Below are 19301 nucleotides of genomic sequence, written 5' to 3'. Positions count from 1 at the left end.
CTGACGTGGGCGGTCGTGCCCAGGTCGACGGGAGGACGGACAGCGTGAAGAAGCTCATCAACGACCCCCAGGACGTCGTCGCCGAGTCGCTCGAGGGCTTCGCGGCCGCGCACCCGGACCTCGTCGAGGTGCACCTCGACCCGCCGTACGTGGTGCGCGCGGGTGGCGCACGCGAGGGCAAGGTCGGTCTCGTGAGCGGCGGCGGCAGCGGGCACGAGCCGCTGCACGCGGGGTTCGTCGGTGTCGGCATGCTCGACGCGGCCGTGCCCGGTGCGGTGTTCACGTCGCCGACGCCCGACCAGATCGCGCCCGCGATCCAGGCGGCCGACGCCGGCGCGGGCGTGCTCGCGATCGTGAAGAACTACACGGGCGACGTGCTGAACTTCGAGACGGGCGCCGAGCTCGCCGAGGCCGAGGGGGTGACCGTCCGGTCGGTCGTCGTCAACGACGACGTGGCCGTCGAGGACTCGCTCTACACGGCCGGCCGGCGCGGCGTCGCGGGGACCGTGTGCGTCGAGAAGATCGCGGGTGCGGCCGCCGAGCGCGGCGACGACCTCGACGCGGTCGCCGCGGTGGCCGAGCGCGTCATCGCCAACGTGCGCTCGATGGGCGTCGCGCTCACCGCGTGCACCGTCCCGCACGCCGGCAAGCCGAGCTTCGACCTGCCCGAGGACGAGATCGAGATCGGCATCGGCATCCACGGCGAGCCCGGCCGGCGGCGCATCCCGCTCGCGGGTGCGGACGAGATCACCGAGATGCTGCTCACGCCCGTCGTCGACGACCTGGGCCTGTCGGGCGGCGAGGAGGTGCTGCTGTTCGTCAACGGCATGGGGGGCACGCCCGCCTCCGAGCTGTACGTCGTCTATCGTCGGGCACGCGCGTTGCTCTCCGAGCGCGGGGTCGAGGTCACTCGCTCGCTCGTCGGCAACTACGTGACATCACTGGAGATGCAGGGCGCGTCGGTCACGGTGCTGCGGCTGGACGCCGAGCTGACCGCCCTGTGGGACGCCCCGGTGCACACGACCGCCCTGCGGTGGTGACGCTCCGGGACGTCCGCGGTCGAGGGGACGGGGCATGACGCTGGACGTGGCGTGGGCGGTGGCGTGGGTGCGCGCGAGCGCCGCGACGGTCGCCGAGCACCGCGACGAGCTGGTCGAGCTCGACCGTCAGATCGGCGACGGCGACCACGGCGAGAACCTCAACCGCGGCTTCAAGGCGGTCGTCGCCAAGCTGGACGCGCTGCCCGAGCAGCCCGCCGAGATCGGCGACGTCCTCAAGCTCGTCGCGACGACCCTCATGTCGACCGTCGGCGGAGCGGCCGGGCCGCTGTACGGCACCGCGTTCCTGCGGGCCGCCCGGGCCACGGCCGTGAGCGAGCTCGACAGCGGCGGCGTCGTCGCGCTGCTCGAGGCCGCGCTGGAGGGGATCGTCGTGCGCGGCAAGGCGACGACGGGCGAGAAGACGATGGTCGACGCGTGGACGCCCGCGACCGAGGCCGCCGTCGCGGCGGCCGACTCCGGCGCGGGGCCCGCGGCCGTGCTCGCGGCGGCGGCGCAGGCCGCGGCCGACGGCGCGCAGGCGACGATCCCGCTGGTCGCCACGAAGGGACGTGCCAGCTACCTGGGCGAGCGTTCGGCGGGTCACCTCGATCCCGGGGCGCGTTCGACGGAGCTGCTGCTCGCCGCTGCCGCGCAGGCCGCGGCGTGACGTCCGGACGCGCGACGGCCCGCGTCGCGCTCGTGCTCGTGTCGCACTCGCGCGGCCTCGCCGAGGGTGCGGTCGAGCTCGCGGGCCAGATGGCGCCGGGCGTGCTGCTGCTCGCGGCGGGCGGTGGACCCGACGGCGGCCTGGGCACGAGCTTCGACCTGGTCGAGGCGGCGCTGGGCGAGGCCACCGCCGACGAGCGGTCGGCCGTGGTGCTGACGGACCTCGGGTCGGCGGTGCTCACCGCGGAGTCGGTGCTCGACCTCGCGGAGCCCGAGGTCGCGGTGCGCGTGCGGCTGGCGGACGCGCCGTTCGTGGAGGGGGCCGTCGCGGCTGCGGTCGCGGCGCACGGGGGAGCGGACCTCGACGCCGTCGTCGCGGCGGCTGAGCACGCGGGGACGACGTTCGCGGCGGTCCCCCCGACCGAGCCGGCTGCCGCGACGGCCGCGGGCGACGACGTCGCGCGGGGTTCGGCGGTGCTGCGCAACCCGCTCGGGCTGCACGCGCGGCCGGCGGCGATCGTCGCGCGGATGCTCGCGGGCTACGACGCGCGCGTGCGGGTCAACGGCGTGGACGCGGCGAGCGTCCTGCAGCTCATGAAGCTCGGGGCGGTGCAGGGCCAAGAGATCGTCGTCGAGGCCGAGGGTCCGCAGGCCGCCGAGGCGCGGGACGCGCTGCTCGCCGCCGTGGAGGGCGGCTTCGGCGAGGTCTGACCCTCGCCGCGTGGGCGCCGTCGCACTGGTCCGGGTGAGCGACGGCACAGAAAGTGCATGGACTGCAAAGTTGCAGTCGCTGTAATGTTGCATCCCATGCAGGAAGTCGAGTCCGCCCGCGACCTCGCCGACCCCGCGGACACGCGCCCGGTCGACGAGTCGGCGCCCAGCATCGCGGAGCTCGTCGGCGCGCTCGGGCTGCGCGAGCGCAAGAAGCGCGCACGTCGCGACGCGCTCATCGACGCGACCCACCGTCTCGTCGACCGCGACGGCCTCGACGCCGTGACGGTCGAGGCGATCTGCGAGGCGGCGGGCGTCTCCGTCCGCACGTTCTTCAACTACTTCGAGACGAAGGACGACGCCGTCCTCGGGCACGCGACCTACCCGATCGACCCGCTCATCGAGGACGAGTTCGCGTCCGGCGGCCCCACGGGCCACCTCGTGACCGACCTCGAGCACCTCGTCGGCTCGTTGCTCGACGCCGCGCCGCCCGGCCGCGCGCGCCTCGCGAAGGGCCTGGCCATCGCCGCGCAGGAGCCGCGCCTGCTCGCGCGGCACCTCGCCTGGCTCGACAAGCACAAGGGCAACCTCATGTCGCTCGTCGCCCGCCGGCTCGGGGACGACCCCGCGCACTCGCCCGAGACCGTCGCGTCGCTCGCGCTGTTCCTCACGCACGCCACGTTCGTGCGCTGGGAGTCGGCGGGCGGCGAGGGCGACGTCCGCGTCCACCTGCACACCGTGCTCGGCGAGCTGCGCGCGCTGCTCGCCGACTGACCCCCACCGACCTGCCCGCCGCGGCGGGCCCGGGCGCGCCCGTGCGCCCGGACGACATCGCCACGTCCCCACCAGAGCAAGGAACCCGCATGGCCACCGCCACCGTCCCCGACGTGGGAGCGAGCGACAAGCCGCTCGTCGTCCTCACGCCCCGCACCGTCTGGCTCATCTTCGGCGCCCTCATGGCGAGCATGTTCCTGTCGTCGCTCGACCAGTCGATCGTCGGCACCGCGATGCCGACCATCGTCGGCGAGCTCGACGGCGTCGAGCACCAGGGCTGGGTCGTGACGGCCTACATCCTGGCCATCGCGATCGTCATGCCGCTCTACGGCAAGTTCGGCGACATCTGGGGCCGGCGCTGGCCGTTCCTCGTGGCGATCGCGCTGTTCACCGCGGGGTCGGCCGTCGCCGGCTTCGCCGCGTCGTTCGGCTGGCTCGTCGTCGGCCGCGGCATCCAGGGCCTCGGCGGCGGCGGCCTCATGATCCTGTCGCAGGCGATCATCGCCGACATCGTCCCCGCGAAGGACCGCGGCAAGTACATGGGTCCGATGGGCGCGCTGTTCGGCATCGCGGCCGTCGTCGGCCCGCTGCTCGGCGGCCTGTTCACCGAGCACGCCGACTGGCGCTGGTGCTTCTGGATCAACATCCCCGTCGGCATCGCCGCGTTCGCGGTCGCGTGGTTCGCGCTCAAGCTCCCGTCGCACCGCTCGGGCCGCCGCATCGACGTCGCCGGCATCCTGTTCGTCGTCCTCGGCACGTCCGGCCTGGTCCTCGCGACGAGCTGGGAGAGCTGGAGCGGGCAGCGCGGCTACGACTGGTCCGACCCGGGTCTCCTCGCGCTGGTCACGGGCACGCTGCTGTCGATCGCGCTGTTCATCCTCGCCGAGCTCAAGGCGTCCGACCCGCTGCTGCCGCTGCGCCTGTTCCGCAACCGCACCTTCACGATCGCGACGGCCATCGGCTTCATCCTCGGCATGGGCATGTTCTCGGCCCTCGCGTTCCTGCCGACGTTCCTCCAGATGTCGACCGGCGTCGGCGTCACGCAGTCCGGCTACCTGCTGCTGCCGATGATGGCGGGCGTCATGCTCACCGCGATCGGCTCGGGTATCGCGATCACCAAGACCGGTCGCTACAAGATCTTCCCCGTCGCGGGCCTCGCGATCACGACCGTGGGCATGGTGTGGCTGACCCGCATCACCGGTGACATGTCGATGTGGCTGTTCGGCGCGATGATCTTCGTGCTCGGCGCCGGCATGGGCCTCGTCATGCAGACGATCGTCCTGGCCGTGCAGAACGCGGTCGACCCGCACGAGCTCGGCACCGCGACGTCGGCGAACAACTTCTTCCGCGAGATCGGCGCAGCCGTGGGTGTCGCCGTCTTCTCGACGATGTTCACCAGCCGTCTCATCGAGCAGGTCACGGACGTGTTCGCGGGCGTGCCCGCCGGCTCCGGCGGGGAGGCGTCCGGCCTCACCCCGGACGTCGTCCAGCAGCTGCCCGAGCCGTTCAAGACCGGCGTCATCGACGCCTACGCGAGCAGCCTGTCCTCGTCGTTCTGGTACTTCATCCCGCTCGTCGTCGTCGGCTTCGTGCTCGCGCTGTTCCTCCGCGAGGTGAAGCTCTCCGACGTGGCCGGCATGGTCGCGCGCGGCGAGGCCGTCGCGGCGGACGACGTGCGCGCGGGCGCGGTCCACGCGGACGCGACGGTCGACGGTGCGGTGGTCGTGGACGAGCTCTCGGCCCCCGCGTCCGACGCCGGGACCGCCGACCGGGCCGCCGACGGCGACGCCGTGGGTGCCCGGTAGCCTGACGCGATGAGCTCGACCGACCCGCAGGCCGTGCGCCGCAAGCGCCCCGCGAAGCCGCAGTTCACCCAGACGATGCTCGTCCTCGAGGCGTTCGTGGTGTTCTTCGCGACGCTCGTGGCGTACGGCCTGCGGGTGGCCGACACCGCCACCGTGTGGTGGGTCGGCGGCGCTCTCACGGTGGTCCTGCTCGTGCTCGCCGGGTGGGTCGGCCGGCCGGGTGGCTACGTCGCGGGGTCGGTCGCGCAGGTCGTCGTCCTGGCCTGCGGGTTCGTCGTGCCGATGATGTTCGTGGTCGGCGCGGTGTTCGCCGCGATGTGGGTGTTCTCGCTGCGCGTCGGCGGCCGCATCGACCGTGAGCGCGCCGAGTGGGACGCCGCGCACCCCGGCATGGTCGGCCCCTGACCGTTCACGGACACGTCACCGGACGGCCGAGCCGCCCCCGTTAGGGTGACGGCCATGACTGACACGCAGCGCACCCTGGTCCTCGTCAAGCCCGACGGAGTCCGCCGGGGTCTGGTGGGGGAGATCCTGCGTCGCATCGAGGCGAAGGGCTACACGCTCGTCGCCGTCGAGCTCCGCGAGGCCGACGAGGCCCTGCTCGCGGAGCACTACGCCGAGCACGCCGGCAAGCCGTTCCTGCAGCCGCTCGTCGACTTCATGCGGTCCGGCCCCGTGCTGGCCGCGGTCGTCGAGGGGCACCGCGTGATCGAGGGCTTCCGCTCGCTCGCCGGGGCGACCGACCCGACGGTCGCCGCGCCCGGCACGATCCGCGGCGACCTGGCCCGCGACTGGGGCCTCAAGGTCATCCAGAACCTCGTGCACGGCTCGGACGGCGAGGAGTCGGCGGCGCGCGAGATCGGGCTGTGGTTCCCGGCCCTGTGAGCACGACCCGGTACTGACACCGACGGCGGGCGGCCGGCGGACGCGGCCAGCGTCCCCGGCCGCCCGCCGTTCACGTCCTAGGCTTCGTGCGTGCACCTCAAGACCCTCACCCTGCGGGGGTTCAAGTCGTTCGCCTCGGCGACGACGCTGAGCTTCGAGCCGGGCGTCACCTGCGTCGTCGGCCCGAACGGGTCGGGCAAGTCGAACGTCGTCGACGCGCTCGCGTGGGTCATGGGGGAGCAGGGCGCCAAGTCGCTGCGCGGCGGCAAGATGGAGGACGTCATCTTCGCCGGCACCGCCGGCCGCCCGCCGCTCGGCCGCGCCGAGGTCGCGCTGACCATCGACAACACCGACGGCGCGCTGCCGATCGAGTACACCGAGGTCACGATCTCGCGGACGCTGTTCCGCAGCGGCGGGTCCGAGTACGCGATCAACGGGCAGGGCTGTCGGCTGCTCGACATCCAGGAGCTGCTGTCCGACTCCGGCCTGGGCCGCGAGATGCACGTGATCGTCGGGCAGGGCCAGCTCGACGCGGTGCTGCGCGCGACGCCCGAGGAGCGGCGCGGCTTCATCGAGGAGGCCGCGGGCGTCCTCAAGCACCGCAAGCGCAAGGAGAAGGCGCTCCGCAAGCTCGACGCGATGCAGGCCAACCTCACGCGGCTCGGCGACCTCACGGGCGAGATCCGCCGCCAGCTTGGCCCGCTCGGCCGGCAGGCCGAGGTCGCGCGCAAGGCCGCCGTCGTGCAGGCCGACCTGCGCGACGCGCGCGCCCGCCTGCTCGCCGACGACCTCGCGCAGCTCAGCGCGACGCTCGAGCAGGAGATCGCCGACGAGTCCGCCCTGCTCGCCCGACGTGCCGAGGTCGAGCAGGCGCTGGCCGCCGCGCGTGACGGGCTCGCCGCCCTGGAGCGCGAGGCCGCCAAGGCCACCCCGCACCTCACGGAGGTCACCGAGGTCTGGTACCGCCTGTCGTCGCTGCGTGAGCGGCTGCGGGGCACGGCGTCGCTCGCCGCGGACCGCGTCCGGCTGCTAGGCAGCGCCGGGTCCGAGCGCACGGGTGGGCAGGACCCCGACGACCTCGCCGCCCAGGCGGAGCGTGTCCGGGCCGCGGAGGCCGAGCTCGCCGCCGAGGTCGACCTGGCGCGCGTCGCGCTCGAGGCGGCGGTGACGGCCCGCCAGGAGGCCGAGCAGGCGACGACGGCCGCGGAGAAGGAGCTCGCGACCGCGCTGCGCGGCGCCGCCGACCGGCGGGAGGGCGTCGCCCGGCTCGCCGGTCAGGTCGCGGCCCGTCGCAGCCGCGTCGAGGCGACACAGGCGGAGATCGGGCGCCTGCACGAGACGCTCGCCGCGGCCCGGGAGCGTGAGGCCACCGCGCACACCGAGTTCGTCGCGCTCGAGTCCGAGGTCGCGGGCGTGGAGGCCGGCGAGGAAGGGCTCGACGCCGCGCACGAGGCCGCGGCCGAGGCACTCGACGTCGCGACCGAGCGGCTCACGGACCTGCAGCAGCGGCTGTCCGAGGCCGAGCGCGAGCACGGGGCCCTCGTCGCGCGGGCCGAGACCCTCGAGCTCAGCCTCACGCGCAAGGACGGTGCGGGCGCGCTGCTCGCCGCCGACGGGCTCACCGGCACGGTCGGGTCGGTCGCGGCGCTGCTCGCGGTCGACGCACGCGACGAGGAGGCCGTCGTCGCCGCCCTCGGTGCCCTCGCCGACGGCGTGGCGGTCGAGTCGGTCGACGCCGCCGTGGACGCGCTGCGCTGGCTGCGCACCGAGGACGCCGGACGCGCGACGCTGCTGGTCGCGGGTGCGCCCGACGCGAGCCCGGTCCCGGACCTGCCGCCGGGCGCCGACCGCGCGGTGGACCTCGTCACGGCGCCACCGCACGTCCAGGCGACCGTGCGCGCGCTGCTCGCCGACGTCGTCGTCGTGGACGACCTCGCGACCGCCCGCGCGCTCGTCGCCCAGCACCCGCACCTCGTCGTCGCGACCCGCGCGGGCGACGTCCTGTCCCGCCACCGGGCGTCCGGCGGGTCCGCGACCGCACCGAGCGCGCTACACCTGCAGGCCGCGCTCGACCAGGCCCGCAGCGGAGCGGCCGAGGCCACGGCCACGGCCGAGCGGCTGCGGTTCGAGATCGCCGCCGCCACCGCCGAGCAGCAGCGCGCCCGCGACGAGCACGACCGCACGCTCGCCCGCCTGAACGAGTCCGACGCCGCGCTGGCCGCCGTCGCGGAGCAGCTGGGCCACCTGGGGTCCGCCGTCCGGGCCGCGCGCGCCGAGGCGGACCGCGTCGAGGCGTCGCTCACGGCCGCCTCCGCGACCCTCGAGTCGGACGCCGCCGAGCTCGCCGACCTGACCGCCCGCCTCGCGGTCGCCGAGGACGAGCCCGTCGACACGGAGGCGACCATCGCGGAGGCCACCGAGCGCCGCGACACCCTGGCCGGCCTGGCGACCGGCGCGCGCTCGCGCGAGACGGAGGCCCGCCTGACCCTCCGGACGAGCGAGGAGCGCGCGCGAGCCCTGTCGGGTCGTGCCGCGTCGCTCGAGCGCGCCGCCGAGGCCGAGCGCGCCGCCCGGCAGAAGGCCGCCGAGCGCGAGCGCGTGCGGGCCCGCCAGGCGGCCGCGGCCGTCGCGGTCGGGCAGGGCGCGGCGCACGCGCTCGCCGCGATCGAGGGCTCGCTGCGCCAGGCGTCGACCGAGCGCGAGGCCGCGGAGGCCGCCCGCACGGAGCGTGAGCAGCAGCTGTCCGCGACGCGCGCCCGGGTCGACGAGCTCGCGCGCGAGCTCGCGCAGCTCACCGACGCCGCGCACCGCGACGAGGTCGCGCGCACGCAGCAGCGCCTGCGCATCGAGCAGCTGCAGAACCGCGCGGTCGAGGAGCTCGGTCTCGACCCCCAGGTGCTCCTCGACGAGTTCGGCCCGCACCGCGACGTGCCCGTCGTCCTCCCGCCCGGCACCGAGCCCGACCCCGACACACCGACCGCGGTGCCGTTCGTGCGCGAGCAGCAGGAGAAGCGGCTCAAGGCCGCCGAGCGCGCGCTGTCCCTCCTCGGTCGCGTCAACCCGCTCGCGCTGGAGGAGTTCGCCGCGCTCGAGGAGCGGCACAAGTTCCTCACCGACCAGCTCGCGGACCTCAAGAAGTCGCGCGCGGACCTGCTGGAGATCGTCAAGGAGATCGACGAGCGCGTCGAGCAGGTGTTCGCCGACGCCTACCGCGACACCGCCGCGGCCTTCGACGTCGTCTTCCCGCGCCTGTTCCCGGGCGGCGAGGGGCGGCTCGTCCTCACCGACCCCGACGACATGCTCACGACCGGGATCGAGGTCGAGGCGCGACCGGCGGGCAAGAAGGTCAAGCGGCTGTCGCTGCTGTCGGGCGGCGAGCGGTCGCTGACCGCCGTCGCGCTGCTCGTCGCGATCTTCAAGGCGCGGCCGTCGCCGTTCTACGTCATGGACGAGGTCGAGGCGGCCCTCGACGACGCCAACCTCGGGCGGCTCCTCGACATCTTCCGCGAGCTGCAGGAGGACTCCCAGCTCATCGTCGTGACGCACCAGAAGCGCACGATGGAGATCGCCGACGCGCTCTACGGCGTGACGATGCGCGGCGACGGCGTCACGACCGTGGTGAGCCAGCGCATGCGCGAGGACGTCGCCGTCTGAGCCCGGACCCGGGCGACCGGGACGATGCGGGCGGCGCGTGTGGAGATCGTGTGAGGGCTGTCCGCCGCGCGGGTGACGTCGCGCGCGTCGGGACGGTGCGGCGCGGAGGATGGTGCCGTGGCTGTGCTCGTCGGGATCCTCGTGTCGCTCCTCGTCGCCTTCGCCGTGCTGATCCTCGCCGGCGTCGCGGCGGGTTCCGGCGCGCCCGGGGAGGAGCGCAACGGCCCCTTGCGCGCGTTCCGCGCGGGCTGGGCGGCACGCAAGCACCCGGACGCCGACCAGACCGCGGCCGCGGCCGCTGCGGCGGTCCGCCCCGTCGACGTGTCCCTCGACGAGTTCCTCCGCGCGACCGCCGACGAGGGCGACCCGTACCTGCAGGTCGACGACCTCGCGGACACGCTGCAGCGCGCGAGCCGCAAGGCCGCACGGGCGCTGCCCCGCCAGCGCGGCGCCTGACCCGCAGGACCCGATCGCCTGGACCGACCCCGGTCCGCTTCGTGTGGGCGAGGTCGCACCGGCGCGTCGGGGGACCGGCTCGCGCGCACGCCCGCCGCCCAGCCAGACTGTGCGCGTGGACCAGGACCTTCTGAACACCCTCCTCGCCGTCGGCATCCCGACGGTCGTCGTCGTCACCGTCGGCACGCTGCTCGTCACGCTGCGCCGCGGTCGCGGCGGCGGCACGACGACGCAGGACGTCCCGCCGCCCGTGCCCGCGCCCGAAGCCCCCTTCGGCGACCCGCAGGCGCCCGCCGCGACCCCCGTCCCGGTCGACACCGCCCCCGGGACGGCCGCCCCGCCGGAGGCCGCACCCGACGACGTCGCGGAGCTCGACCGCCCGCCCGTCCTGGAGGTCCCGGCCCCGGTCGCGGGCCGTCTGACCCGCCTGCGCGACCGCCTGTCCCGGTCCGGCTCGCCGCTCGGCGCCCGCCTGCTCCAGGTCCTGTCCCGCGACCACCTCACCGAGGACGACTGGGACGAGCTCGAGGAGACGCTGCTCCTGGCCGACGTCGGCGCCGGGCCGACCACCGAGATCGTCGACGCGCTGCGCACGCGCGTCCGGGTCGAGGGCCTGCGCGAGCCCGGTCAGGTGCGCGCCGTGCTGCGTGACCAGCTGCTCGCGATCGTCGACCCGACGCTCGACCGCGCGCTGCACACCGACCCCGGCACGACGGCCGAGGGAGCGGCCGTGCCGGCCGTCGTGCTCGTCGTCGGCGTCAACGGCACCGGCAAGACGACGACCGTCGGCAAGCTCGCGCGCGTCCTCGTCGCCGAGGGCCGCACGGTGGTGCTCGGCGCCGCCGACACGTTCCGCGCCGCCGCGGCGGACCAGCTCGAGACGTGGGGGTCGCGCGTCGGTGTGCGGACCGTGCGGTCCGACAAGGACGGCGCCGACCCGGCGTCGGTCGCGTTCGACGCGGTGCGCACCGGCAAGACCGAGGCCGTGGACGTCGTGCTCGTCGACACCGCGGGCCGTCTCCAGAACAAGGCGGGCCTCATGGACGAGCTCGGCAAGATCACGCGCGTCCTGACGCGCGAGGCGCCGCTCGCCGAGGTGCTGCTCGTCCTCGACGCCACGACCGGTCAGAACGGCCTCAACCAGGCGCGTGTGTTCGCCGAGGTCGCGGGCGTCACCGGCATCGTCCTGACGAAGCTCGACGGCACCGCCAAGGGCGGGATCGTCGTCGCGGTGCAGCGCGAGCTCGGCGTCCCGGTCAAGCTCGTGGGCCTCGGCGAGGGGCCCGACGACCTCGCGCCGTTCGACCCCGAGGCGTTCGTCGACGGTCTGCTCGCGCAGTAGCCGGCGCGGTGAGGTGGGCGGTCGCTGCTGGACGGCCGCCCACCACGAAACCGAACGTTTACCCGCAGGTGAGCGTTGTCACACCGCTGTAACACCGCCAGCGCATCGCCGAAATCGTCCTGGCCGACCTTTGGTACCGGACCAGCCACCCCCGGCTGGCGACGGGAGAGGCGATTTCGATGTTCGAACTCGACAGCGGGAACACCGCGTTCATGATCCTCGCCGCGTCTCTGGTGCTGCTGATGACGCCCGCCCTGGCGTTCTTCTACGGCGGCATGGTGCGCGGCAAGAGCGTGCTCAACATGATGATGATGAGCTTCGGTGCCCTCGGCATCGTGTCGCTCATCTGGGTCCTGTACGGCTACTCGGCCACGTTCGGCGGCGACTACGGCGGCTTCGTCGGCAACCCGTTCGAGTACTTCGGCCTGCAGGGCGCGACCGACGAGGAGAGCCTGATGGCCGCCACCGGCGTGCCGTTCCTCGTCGCCGCAGGCTTCCAGCTCACGTTCGCGGTCATCACCGTCGCGCTGATCTCCGGCGCCGTCGCGGACCGCTTCAAGTTCAACACCTGGCTCGTCTTCGCGGCGATCTGGGTGACGGTCGTCTACATCCCGCTGGCCCACATGGTCTGGGGCGGCGGCCTGCTCGGCGGCGGCTGGTTCCTCGCCGGCTCGCTGCCGACGCCGATCGACTTCGCCGGTGGGACCGTCGTGCACATCAACGCCGGTGTCGCGGGCCTCGTCCTCGCGATCGTCACGGGCAAGCGCCGCGGGTTCGGCCGCGAGCCGATGCGTCCGCACAACCTGCCGTTCGTCATGCTCGGCGCCGCGCTCCTGTGGTTCGGCTGGTTCGGCTTCAACGCGGGCTCCGAGTTCGCCGCCGACGGCACCGCCGGCCGCGCGTGGGTCAACACGACGGTCGCCACCGCGGTCGCGATGCTCGCCTGGCTCGCGACGGAGAAGGTCCGCGACGGTCACGCCACGTCGCTCGGTGCCGCGTCGGGTGTCGTCGCCGGTCTCGTCGCGATCACCCCGGCGGCCGCGGCCGTCGACACGTGGGGCGCGATCGGCATCGGTGTCGTCGCCGGCGTCCTGTGCGCCCTGGCGGTCGGCCTGAAGTACCGGTTCGGCTACGACGACTCGCTCGACGTCGTCGGCGTCCACCTGGTCGGCGGTCTCGTCGGCACGGTCCTCATCGGCTTCTTCGCGACCGACGCGAACGCGACCTGGTACGCGGACGGCGCGGAGAACGGCCTGTTCTACGGTGGTGGCGTCGGACAGCTCGCCACGCAGGTCATCGTCGCGCTGTGCGCGATCCTGTTCAGCGGTCTGGCCACGCTCGTCATCGCGCTCATCCTCAAGGCCACCATCGGCCTGCGGGCGACCGAGGAGGACGAGGTCGGCGGTCTCGATCTCGCCACGCACGGCGAGACGGCGTACGAGTCCCTGGGCGCGGGCGCCCGGGTCGTGACGGAGGTGAAGTGATGACGAAGCTCGTGACGGCGGTCATCCAGCCGCACCGGCTGGACGACGTGAAGTCGGCCCTCGAGGCGGCGGGTGTCCGGGGTCTGACGGTGAGCGAGGCCAGCGGCTACGGCCGTCAGCGCGGGCACACCGAGGTCTACCGCGGTGCGGAGTACACCGTGGACCTGGTGCCGAAGGTGAAGATCGACGTGCTGGTCGCCGACGCGGACGCCGCGAGCGTCACCGAGGTGATCGTGCGCGCCGCGCAGACCGGCAAGATCGGCGACGGCAAGGTCTGGGTCGTGCCGGTCGAGGACGTGGCTCGCGTCCGCACCGGTGAGCACGGCGACGACGCCCTCTGAGCAGGACGGTCCCGCACAGCACATGACGCAGAACCGGCCGCCCGCGGGGGGCGCGGCCGAGCACGAGTCGCCGGAGGTCCCGCATCCCCTCGTCGGGGTGCGGGACCTCCGCGTCGAGCGGCTCGACCTCGCCGCCCGCCTCACGGGTCCCACCGCCGACGGGGTCGCGCGCCGCGCGGCCGTCGTCGACCTGGTCCGGCACCGGCTCGCCGAGCTCTGGCAGCAGGCGACGGACGGGCAGGACGTCAACGGCATCGCGCTCGGCGCGGTGGGCAGCATCGGCCGCGGCGACGCGAGCCCGGTGAGCGACCTCGACCTGCTGCTCGTGCACGAGGGGCGCGGGCACTCGCCCGAGCAGCTCGCCGAGCTCGCGCAGCGCCTCTGGTACCCGATCTGGGACGCCGGGCTCGACCTCGACCACTCGGTGCGCTCGCTCGCGCAGTGCCGCCAGGTGGCGTCGAAGGACCTGCCGGCGGCCGTGGGGCTGCTCGACCTCCAGCCGGTCGCGGGCGACGCCGTCGTGATCGCGCGCGCCAAGTCCGCCCTGCTGGAGGACTGGCGGTCCGCCGCACGCCGCCGGCTGCCCGAGCTCCTGTCGTCGACGCGTCAGCGCGCGGAGCAGCACGGCGAGCTCGCGTACCGCATCGAGCCCGAGCTCAAGGAGGCCCGCGGGGGGATCCGCGACGCGGTCGTGCTCAGCGCGCTCGCCGCGACCTGGCTGACCGACCGCCCGCACGGCGCCGTCGACCACGCCTACGCGCACCTGCTCGACGTGCGGGACGCGGTCCAGGTCGCGACGCGCCGCCACACCAACCGGCTGCTGCTCGCCGACCAGGACGAGGTCGCCGCGCTCGTCGGGTTCGACGACCGCGACGACCTCCTCGCGAGCGTCGCCGAGGCCGGTCGCGTCATCTCGTACGCGCTCGACACGACCGCCCGCAACGCCCGGCAGGCCCTGCAGCGTCCGGCCCGCAAGCCGGTGCTCGTGCGCGGCCGCCGGACCCCGCCGCGGCTGCGGCCCATCGCCGAGGACCTCGTGGAGCACGACGGCGAGATCGTCCTCGCGGTCGACGCGCGCCCCGCCGAGGACCCGCTGCTCTCGCTGCGCGCCGCGGCGACCGCCGCCCGCACGGGCCTCGCGCTCTCGCCCGTGACGGTCGCGAGCCTCACGGCCACGCCCCCGCTGCCGACGCCGTGGCCCAAGGCGGCGCGGTCCTACTTCCTCCAGCTGCTCGCGTCCGAGCACGCGCAGGTGCCCATCTGGGAGGCGCTCGACCTGGCCGGCGTCGTGACGACCTGGATCCCGGAGTGGGCCGGCGTGCGCAACCGGCCGCAGCGCTCGCCCGTGCACCGGCACACCGTCGACCGGCACCTCGTCGAGACCGTCGCGCGGGCGGGCCACGCGCGCCGCGACCTCGCGCTCGGCGACACGCTGCTGCTCGCGGCGCTGCTGCACGACATCGGCAAGCGCGCGGGCGCGGGGGACCACTCGGTCGAGGGGGCGCGGCTCGCCGCGCCGATCGTGCAGCGCATGGGGTTCGACGACCAGGTCGCGACCGACGTCGCGCGCCTGGTCCGCGAGCACCTCACGCTCGTCGACCTCGCGACCACCGCGGACCCGGACGACCCCGCCACGGTCGCGCGCCTGCTCGACGCGGTCGACCACCGCGCCGACCTGCTCGCGGTGCTCCGCGCGCTGACCGAGGCGGACGCGTCGGCGGCCGGACCGGCGGCGTGGAGCGCATGGCGCGGCACGCTCGTCGACGACCTCGTCGCGCGGGCCGGTCGGGTCCTGACAGGTACCCTGGGACGTCCGTGATCCCCGAAGCGTGAGGACCGCCCGGTGTTCGCCACCCTGTCCGACCGACTGACGTCGACCTTCAAGAACCTGCGCACCAAGGGCCGTCTGTCCGAGGCCGACATCGACGCGACCGTGCGCGAGATCCGCCGGGCGCTGCTCGACGCCGACGTCGCCGTGCCGGTCGTGCGCTCGTTCACCGGTGCCGTGCGCGAGCGCGCGCTGTCCGCCGAGGTGTCGCAGGCGCTCAACCCCGCGCAGCAGGTCGTCAAGATCGTCAACGACGAGCTCGTCTCGATCCTCGGCGGCCAGAACCGGCCGCTGACGTTCGCCAAGCGCCCGCCGACCGTCATCCTGCTCGCGGGTCTGCAGGGTGCGGGCAAGACGACGCTCGCGGGCAAGCTCGCGCTGCACCTCAAGAACCAGGGCCACACGCCGCTGCTCGTCGCCGCCGACCTCCAGCGCCCCAACGCCGTCACCCAGCTGCAGGTCGTGGGGGAGCGGGCCGGTGTTCCGGTGTACGCGCCGCACCCCGGCAACCAGGGCTCCGACGACTACCTGCCCGCCGGCGCCGACCCGGTCTCCGTCGCCCGCCAGGGTCTCGAGACCGCGCGCAACCGCCAGCACGACGTCCTCATCGTCGACACCGCGGGCCGCCTCGGCGTCGACGCCGACCTCATGCAGCAGGCCTCCGACATCCGCGACGCGGTCGAGCCCGACGAGATCCTCTTCGTCATCGACGCGATGATCGGCCAGGACGCGGTCACCACCGCGCAGGCCTTCGCGGACGGCGTCGGCTTCACCGGTGTCGTGCTCTCGAAGCTCGACGGCGACGCGCGCGGCGGTGCGGCGCTGTCGGTCGCGTCGGTCACGGGCCGCCCGATCCTCTTCGCGTCCACGGGCGAGAAGCTCACGGACTTCGAGGTCTTCCACCCCGACCGCATGGCGTCGCGCATCCTCGACATGGGCGACGTCCTCACGCTCATCGAGCAGGCCGAGAAGGCGTTCGACGCCGAGCAGGCCGAGAAGATGGCGGGCAAGCTCGTCAGCGGCGAGGACTTCACGCTCGAGGACTTCCTCGTGCAGATGCAGCAGCTCCGCAAGATGGGCCCCCTGAAGAACATGTTCGGGATGCTCCCGGGCATGGGCCAGATGCGGGAGGCGCTCGACAGCTTCGACGAGCGTGAGGTCGACCGCATCGAGGCGATCATCCGCTCGATGACACCCGCCGAGCGGCAGAACCCGAAGATCATCAACGGCTCGCGCCGCGCCCGCATCGCCCGCGGCTCCGGGACCACGCCGACGGACATCAACCAGCTCGTCGAGCGGTTCGACGGCGCGCAGAAGATGATGCGTCAGATGGCCAAGGGCGGCGGCATGCCGGGCATGCCGGGCATGGGCAACCTGCCCGGGATGGGTGGCAAGAAGTCCCGCGGCCGGACGGCGGCACCCGCGCGCAAGGTCAAGGGCAAGTCGGGCAACCCCGCGAAGCGCGCCGCCCAGGAGCGCGCGGCGCTCGAGCGCGGTCCCGCGACGCCGGCGGCGTCCGGCTCCGCGTTCGGCCTCGGCCAGCAGCCCGCGCAGCAGGACGTCGACCCGGCGGACCTGCAGCTCCCCGCCGGGCTGGACCGCTTCCTCGGACGCTGACGCCATGACCGGCGGCGACGTCCTGCACCTGCGCGGGACCGTCGTGCTCGACGACGACCGCGAGGTCGGCGAGGCGTGGGTCGTCGGCGGGCGCATGACGTTCTCGCGTCCTGCCACGTCGCCGTCAGCGGTGCTCGATGGCTGGGTGCTGCCGGGCCTGGTCGACGTGCACTGCCACATCGGCCTCGCCGCCGACGGCCCGGTCGACGACGCCACGGCCGAGAAGCAGGCGCTCGACGACCGCGACTCCGGCGTGCTGCTGGTCCGCGACGCGGGCTCGCCCGCCGACACCGGCTGGGTCCACGCGCGCGACGACCTTCCCCGCCTCGTCCGGTCCGGCCGCCACCTCGCGCGCCCCAAGCGGTACCTGCGGCACTACGGCCGCGAGCTCGAGTCCGTCGAGGAGCTGCCCGCCGCCGTCCGCGAGGAGGCCGCGCGCGGCGACGGCTGGGTCAAGCTCGTCGCCGACTGGATCGACCGCGACCTCGGCGCCGACGGCGACCTGCGCCCGCTGTGGCCCCGCGACGTGCTGATCGAGGCCGTCGCCGCCGCGCACGACGCGGGCGCGCGCGTCACGGCGCACACGTTCGCGACCGAGTCGCTCGACGACCTGCTCGACGCGGGCGTCGACTGCCTCGAGCACGCCACGGGCGCGAGCCCCGAGCACGTCGAGCGCATCGCCGCCGCCGGCGTCCCCGTGACCGCGACGCTCCTGCAGGTCGCGCAGTTCCCGTCGATCGCCGCCCAGGGCGCCGAGCGCTACCCGGTGTTCGCCGCGCGCATGCGGGCCATGGGGGAGCGGCGGTACGCCCACGTGCGCGACCTGCACGACGCCGGCGTGCCCGTGCTCGTCGGCACCGACGCGGGCGGCACGATCGGCCACGGCCGCATCGCCGAGGAGGCCGCCGAGATGGCGCGGGCGGGCATCCCCGACCGCGACGTCGTCGCCGCCGCGAGCTGGCGGACCCGCGCGTGGCTCGGCGTCGACGGCCTGACCGAGGGTGCGTCGGCGGACCTCGTCGTCTACACCGCGGACCCGCGGGAGGACGTGCGCGTGCTGGCGGACCCCGCGGCGGTCGTCCTGCGCGGGCGCCGGGTGCGCTGACCCGCGCGGACACGGCTGCTCGGGAGAAGCCGACCGGCTTGGGAGCATCCCGCGTCGTCTGGCACAATGGTCGGCTGTACCCGACGGCTGCAGCCCCTCTACCTGCCTCCGTCGTGTCCTCGGCCGGACCGGCGCGCCCACCCCACGGGCAGCGCCTCGAGGCCACCCCAGCAGATCCAGGAGAAGACCACACCGTGGCCACGAAGATCCGTCTCAAGCGTCTCGGCAAGATCCGGGCGCCGTACTACCGCATCGTCGTCGCGGACTCGCGCACCAAGCGCGACGGCCGCGTCATCGAGGAGATCGGCAAGTACCACCCGACCGAGGAGCCCTCGTTCATAGAGGTCAGCTCCCAGCGTGCGCAGTACTGGCTGGGTGTCGGCGCGCAGCCGACCGAGCAGGTCCTCGCGCTCCTCAAGGTCACCGGCGACTGGCAGAAGTTCAAGGGCCTGCCGGGCGCCGAGGGCACCCTGAAGACCAAGGGCGAGAAGGTCGACCCGAAGGCCGCGATCGAGGCCGCCGCCGCCGACGCCGAGAAGGTCAAGGCGACGGCGTCGGAGAAGAAGGCCGCCGCCGCGGAGGCCCCGGCCGACGAGGCGCCCGCCGCCGAGGACGAGCAGGCCTGATGCTCGCCGACGCGCTCGAGCACCTGGTGCGCGGGATCGTCGACCACCCGGACGACGTGCGCGTGAACGCCTCGTCCCTGCGGCGCGGCGAGCTCCTCGAGGTCCGGGTCCACCCGGACGACCTCGGACGCGTCATCGGTCGCGGCGGACGCACCGCCCGCGCGCTGCGCACCGTCGTCGGGGCGCTGTCCCCGGACGGTGCGGTGCGCGTCGACGTCGTGGACGTCGACCGCCGCTGACCCGCCCACGGGCCCGCCGCCACGGCGGCGCCCGACGGCTCGACAGGCCCGGTCCCCTAGCCTGGGGACCGGGCCTGTGCCGTGCCCGGCCTCCCGCGCCGGTGCAGCCGAACCACCCGATCCACGCCGCCCCCCTCGGAGGAACCCTCATGCTGCTGACCGTCGCGCGCATCGGACGGCCGCACGGCCTGCGCGGCGAGGTCGCGCTCGACCTGCGCACCGACACGCCCGAGGAGCGGCTCGCCGCCGGTGCGGTGATCGCCACGGAACCGGCGTCGGCCGGTCCGCTCACGGTCGTGCGCACACGTGTGCAGCAGGGCCGCTGGTACGTGACGTTCGCCGAGGTCACGGACCGCACGGCCGCCGAGGGCCTGACCGGCGTGACGCTCGTCGTCGATGCGGACGACACCGAGGACGAGGACGACGCCTGGTACCCCCACGAGCTCGCGGGGCTGCGGGCTGAGCACGTCGACGGCCGCCTCCTCGGCGAGGTCGTCGGCCTCGAGCACGCGCCCGCGCACGACGTCCTCGTGGTGCGCGAGCCCGACGGTGCCCGGACGCTCGTGCCGTTCGTGCGGGCGATCGTGCCCGTCGTCGACGTCGCCGGTGGACGTGTCGTGCTCGACCCGCCGGGCGGCCTGCTCGCGTCGGACGCCGCCAACCTCGTCGTGTCGGACGAGACGCGCGGCGGCGACGAGCCGGGCCGCGGCGCGGACGACGAGGCCTGA

Annotated in this window: 18 protein-coding genes; all 18 read left to right on the top strand. The window is 74.5% G+C overall.

Annotated elements, in window-relative coordinates; all coding sequences use genetic code 11:
- Window positions 1-44 precede the first annotated feature (44 nt).
- The 18 genes from dhaK to rimM all read left to right on the top strand — a co-directional run bounded on the left by dhaK (window position 45) and on the right by rimM (window position 19301).
- Window positions 45-1040, top strand: a complete 996-nt coding sequence (dhaK, locus tag OOT42_RS12625) for a dihydroxyacetone kinase subunit DhaK (protein WP_273651554.1) — start codon at window positions 45-47, stop codon at window positions 1038-1040.
- 34 nt (window positions 1041-1074) lie between these two features.
- The gene (dhaL, locus tag OOT42_RS12620) at window positions 1075-1707 is read left to right on the top strand and encodes a dihydroxyacetone kinase subunit DhaL (RefSeq protein ID WP_273651553.1); all 633 of its coding nucleotides are present in this window, start codon (window positions 1075-1077) and stop codon (window positions 1705-1707) included.
- On the top strand, window positions 1704-2417 hold the full coding sequence (gene dhaM / locus OOT42_RS12615) for a dihydroxyacetone kinase phosphoryl donor subunit DhaM (protein WP_273651552.1): 714 nt from the start codon (window positions 1704-1706) through the stop codon (window positions 2415-2417). Before dhaL ends, dhaM begins: the two co-directional genes overlap by 4 nt.
- Window positions 2418-2513: 96 nt before the next feature.
- On the top strand, window positions 2514-3191 hold the full coding sequence (locus tag OOT42_RS12610; protein WP_273651551.1) for a TetR/AcrR family transcriptional regulator: 678 nt from the start codon (window positions 2514-2516) through the stop codon (window positions 3189-3191).
- An 89-nt stretch (window positions 3192-3280) separates the two neighbouring features.
- Window positions 3281-4996, top strand: coding sequence for an MDR family MFS transporter (locus tag OOT42_RS12605; RefSeq protein WP_273651550.1), 1716 nt, complete (start codon window positions 3281-3283; stop codon window positions 4994-4996).
- Window positions 4997-5005: 9 nt separating this feature from the next.
- The gene (locus tag OOT42_RS12600; RefSeq protein ID WP_273651549.1) at window positions 5006-5401 is read left to right on the top strand and encodes a DUF4233 domain-containing protein; all 396 of its coding nucleotides are present in this window, start codon (window positions 5006-5008) and stop codon (window positions 5399-5401) included.
- Between the two features lie 54 nt (window positions 5402-5455).
- A complete protein-coding gene (ndk, locus tag OOT42_RS12595) occupies window positions 5456-5881 on the top strand; it encodes a nucleoside-diphosphate kinase (protein WP_013770652.1) in 426 nt (141 codons plus the stop codon).
- 90 nt (window positions 5882-5971) lie between these two features.
- Window positions 5972-9535: a chromosome segregation protein SMC gene (gene smc, locus OOT42_RS12590; protein WP_273651548.1), complete on the top strand. Its 3564-nt coding sequence runs from the start codon at window positions 5972-5974 to the stop codon at window positions 9533-9535.
- A 117-nt stretch (window positions 9536-9652) separates the two neighbouring features.
- The gene (locus tag OOT42_RS12585) at window positions 9653-9991 is read left to right on the top strand and encodes a hypothetical protein (protein WP_273651547.1); all 339 of its coding nucleotides are present in this window, start codon (window positions 9653-9655) and stop codon (window positions 9989-9991) included.
- A gap of 115 nt (window positions 9992-10106) precedes the next feature.
- A complete protein-coding gene (gene ftsY, locus OOT42_RS12580) occupies window positions 10107-11333 on the top strand; it encodes a signal recognition particle-docking protein FtsY (protein ID WP_273651546.1) in 1227 nt (408 codons plus the stop codon).
- 179 nt (window positions 11334-11512) lie between these two features.
- Complete coding sequence (locus tag OOT42_RS12575; protein ID WP_273651545.1) at window positions 11513-12817, top strand: ammonium transporter; 1305 nt, start codon at window positions 11513-11515, stop codon at window positions 12815-12817.
- The gene (locus tag OOT42_RS12570) at window positions 12817-13158 is read left to right on the top strand and encodes a P-II family nitrogen regulator (RefSeq protein WP_124343010.1); all 342 of its coding nucleotides are present in this window, start codon (window positions 12817-12819) and stop codon (window positions 13156-13158) included. Before OOT42_RS12575 ends, OOT42_RS12570 begins: the two co-directional genes overlap by 1 nt.
- A gap of 22 nt (window positions 13159-13180) precedes the next feature.
- Window positions 13181-14977 carry a [protein-PII] uridylyltransferase gene (locus OOT42_RS12565; RefSeq protein WP_273651544.1) on the top strand — a complete coding sequence of 599 codons (1797 nt, stop codon included), beginning with the start codon at window positions 13181-13183 and terminating at the stop codon, window positions 14975-14977.
- A gap of 24 nt (window positions 14978-15001) precedes the next feature.
- A complete protein-coding gene (ffh, locus tag OOT42_RS12560; RefSeq protein ID WP_273651543.1) occupies window positions 15002-16603 on the top strand; it encodes a signal recognition particle protein in 1602 nt (533 codons plus the stop codon).
- Window positions 16604-16607: 4 nt separating this feature from the next.
- Complete coding sequence (locus tag OOT42_RS12555) at window positions 16608-17708, top strand: amidohydrolase family protein (RefSeq protein ID WP_273651542.1); 1101 nt, start codon at window positions 16608-16610, stop codon at window positions 17706-17708.
- A 194-nt stretch (window positions 17709-17902) separates the two neighbouring features.
- The gene (gene rpsP, locus OOT42_RS12550) at window positions 17903-18334 is read left to right on the top strand and encodes a 30S ribosomal protein S16 (protein ID WP_273651541.1); all 432 of its coding nucleotides are present in this window, start codon (window positions 17903-17905) and stop codon (window positions 18332-18334) included.
- On the top strand, window positions 18334-18573 hold the full coding sequence (locus tag OOT42_RS12545; protein ID WP_130779711.1) for an RNA-binding protein: 240 nt from the start codon (window positions 18334-18336) through the stop codon (window positions 18571-18573). Before rpsP ends, OOT42_RS12545 begins: the two co-directional genes overlap by 1 nt.
- Before the next feature lie 149 nt (window positions 18574-18722).
- Complete coding sequence (rimM, locus tag OOT42_RS12540; protein WP_273651540.1) at window positions 18723-19301, top strand: ribosome maturation factor RimM; 579 nt, start codon at window positions 18723-18725, stop codon at window positions 19299-19301.

Source organism: Cellulomonas fimi (assembly GCF_028583725.1).
GTDB classification, from domain to species: domain Bacteria; phylum Actinomycetota; class Actinomycetes; order Actinomycetales; family Cellulomonadaceae; genus Cellulomonas; species Cellulomonas fimi_B.
This window is presented reverse-complemented; position numbering and strand designations above follow the sequence as displayed.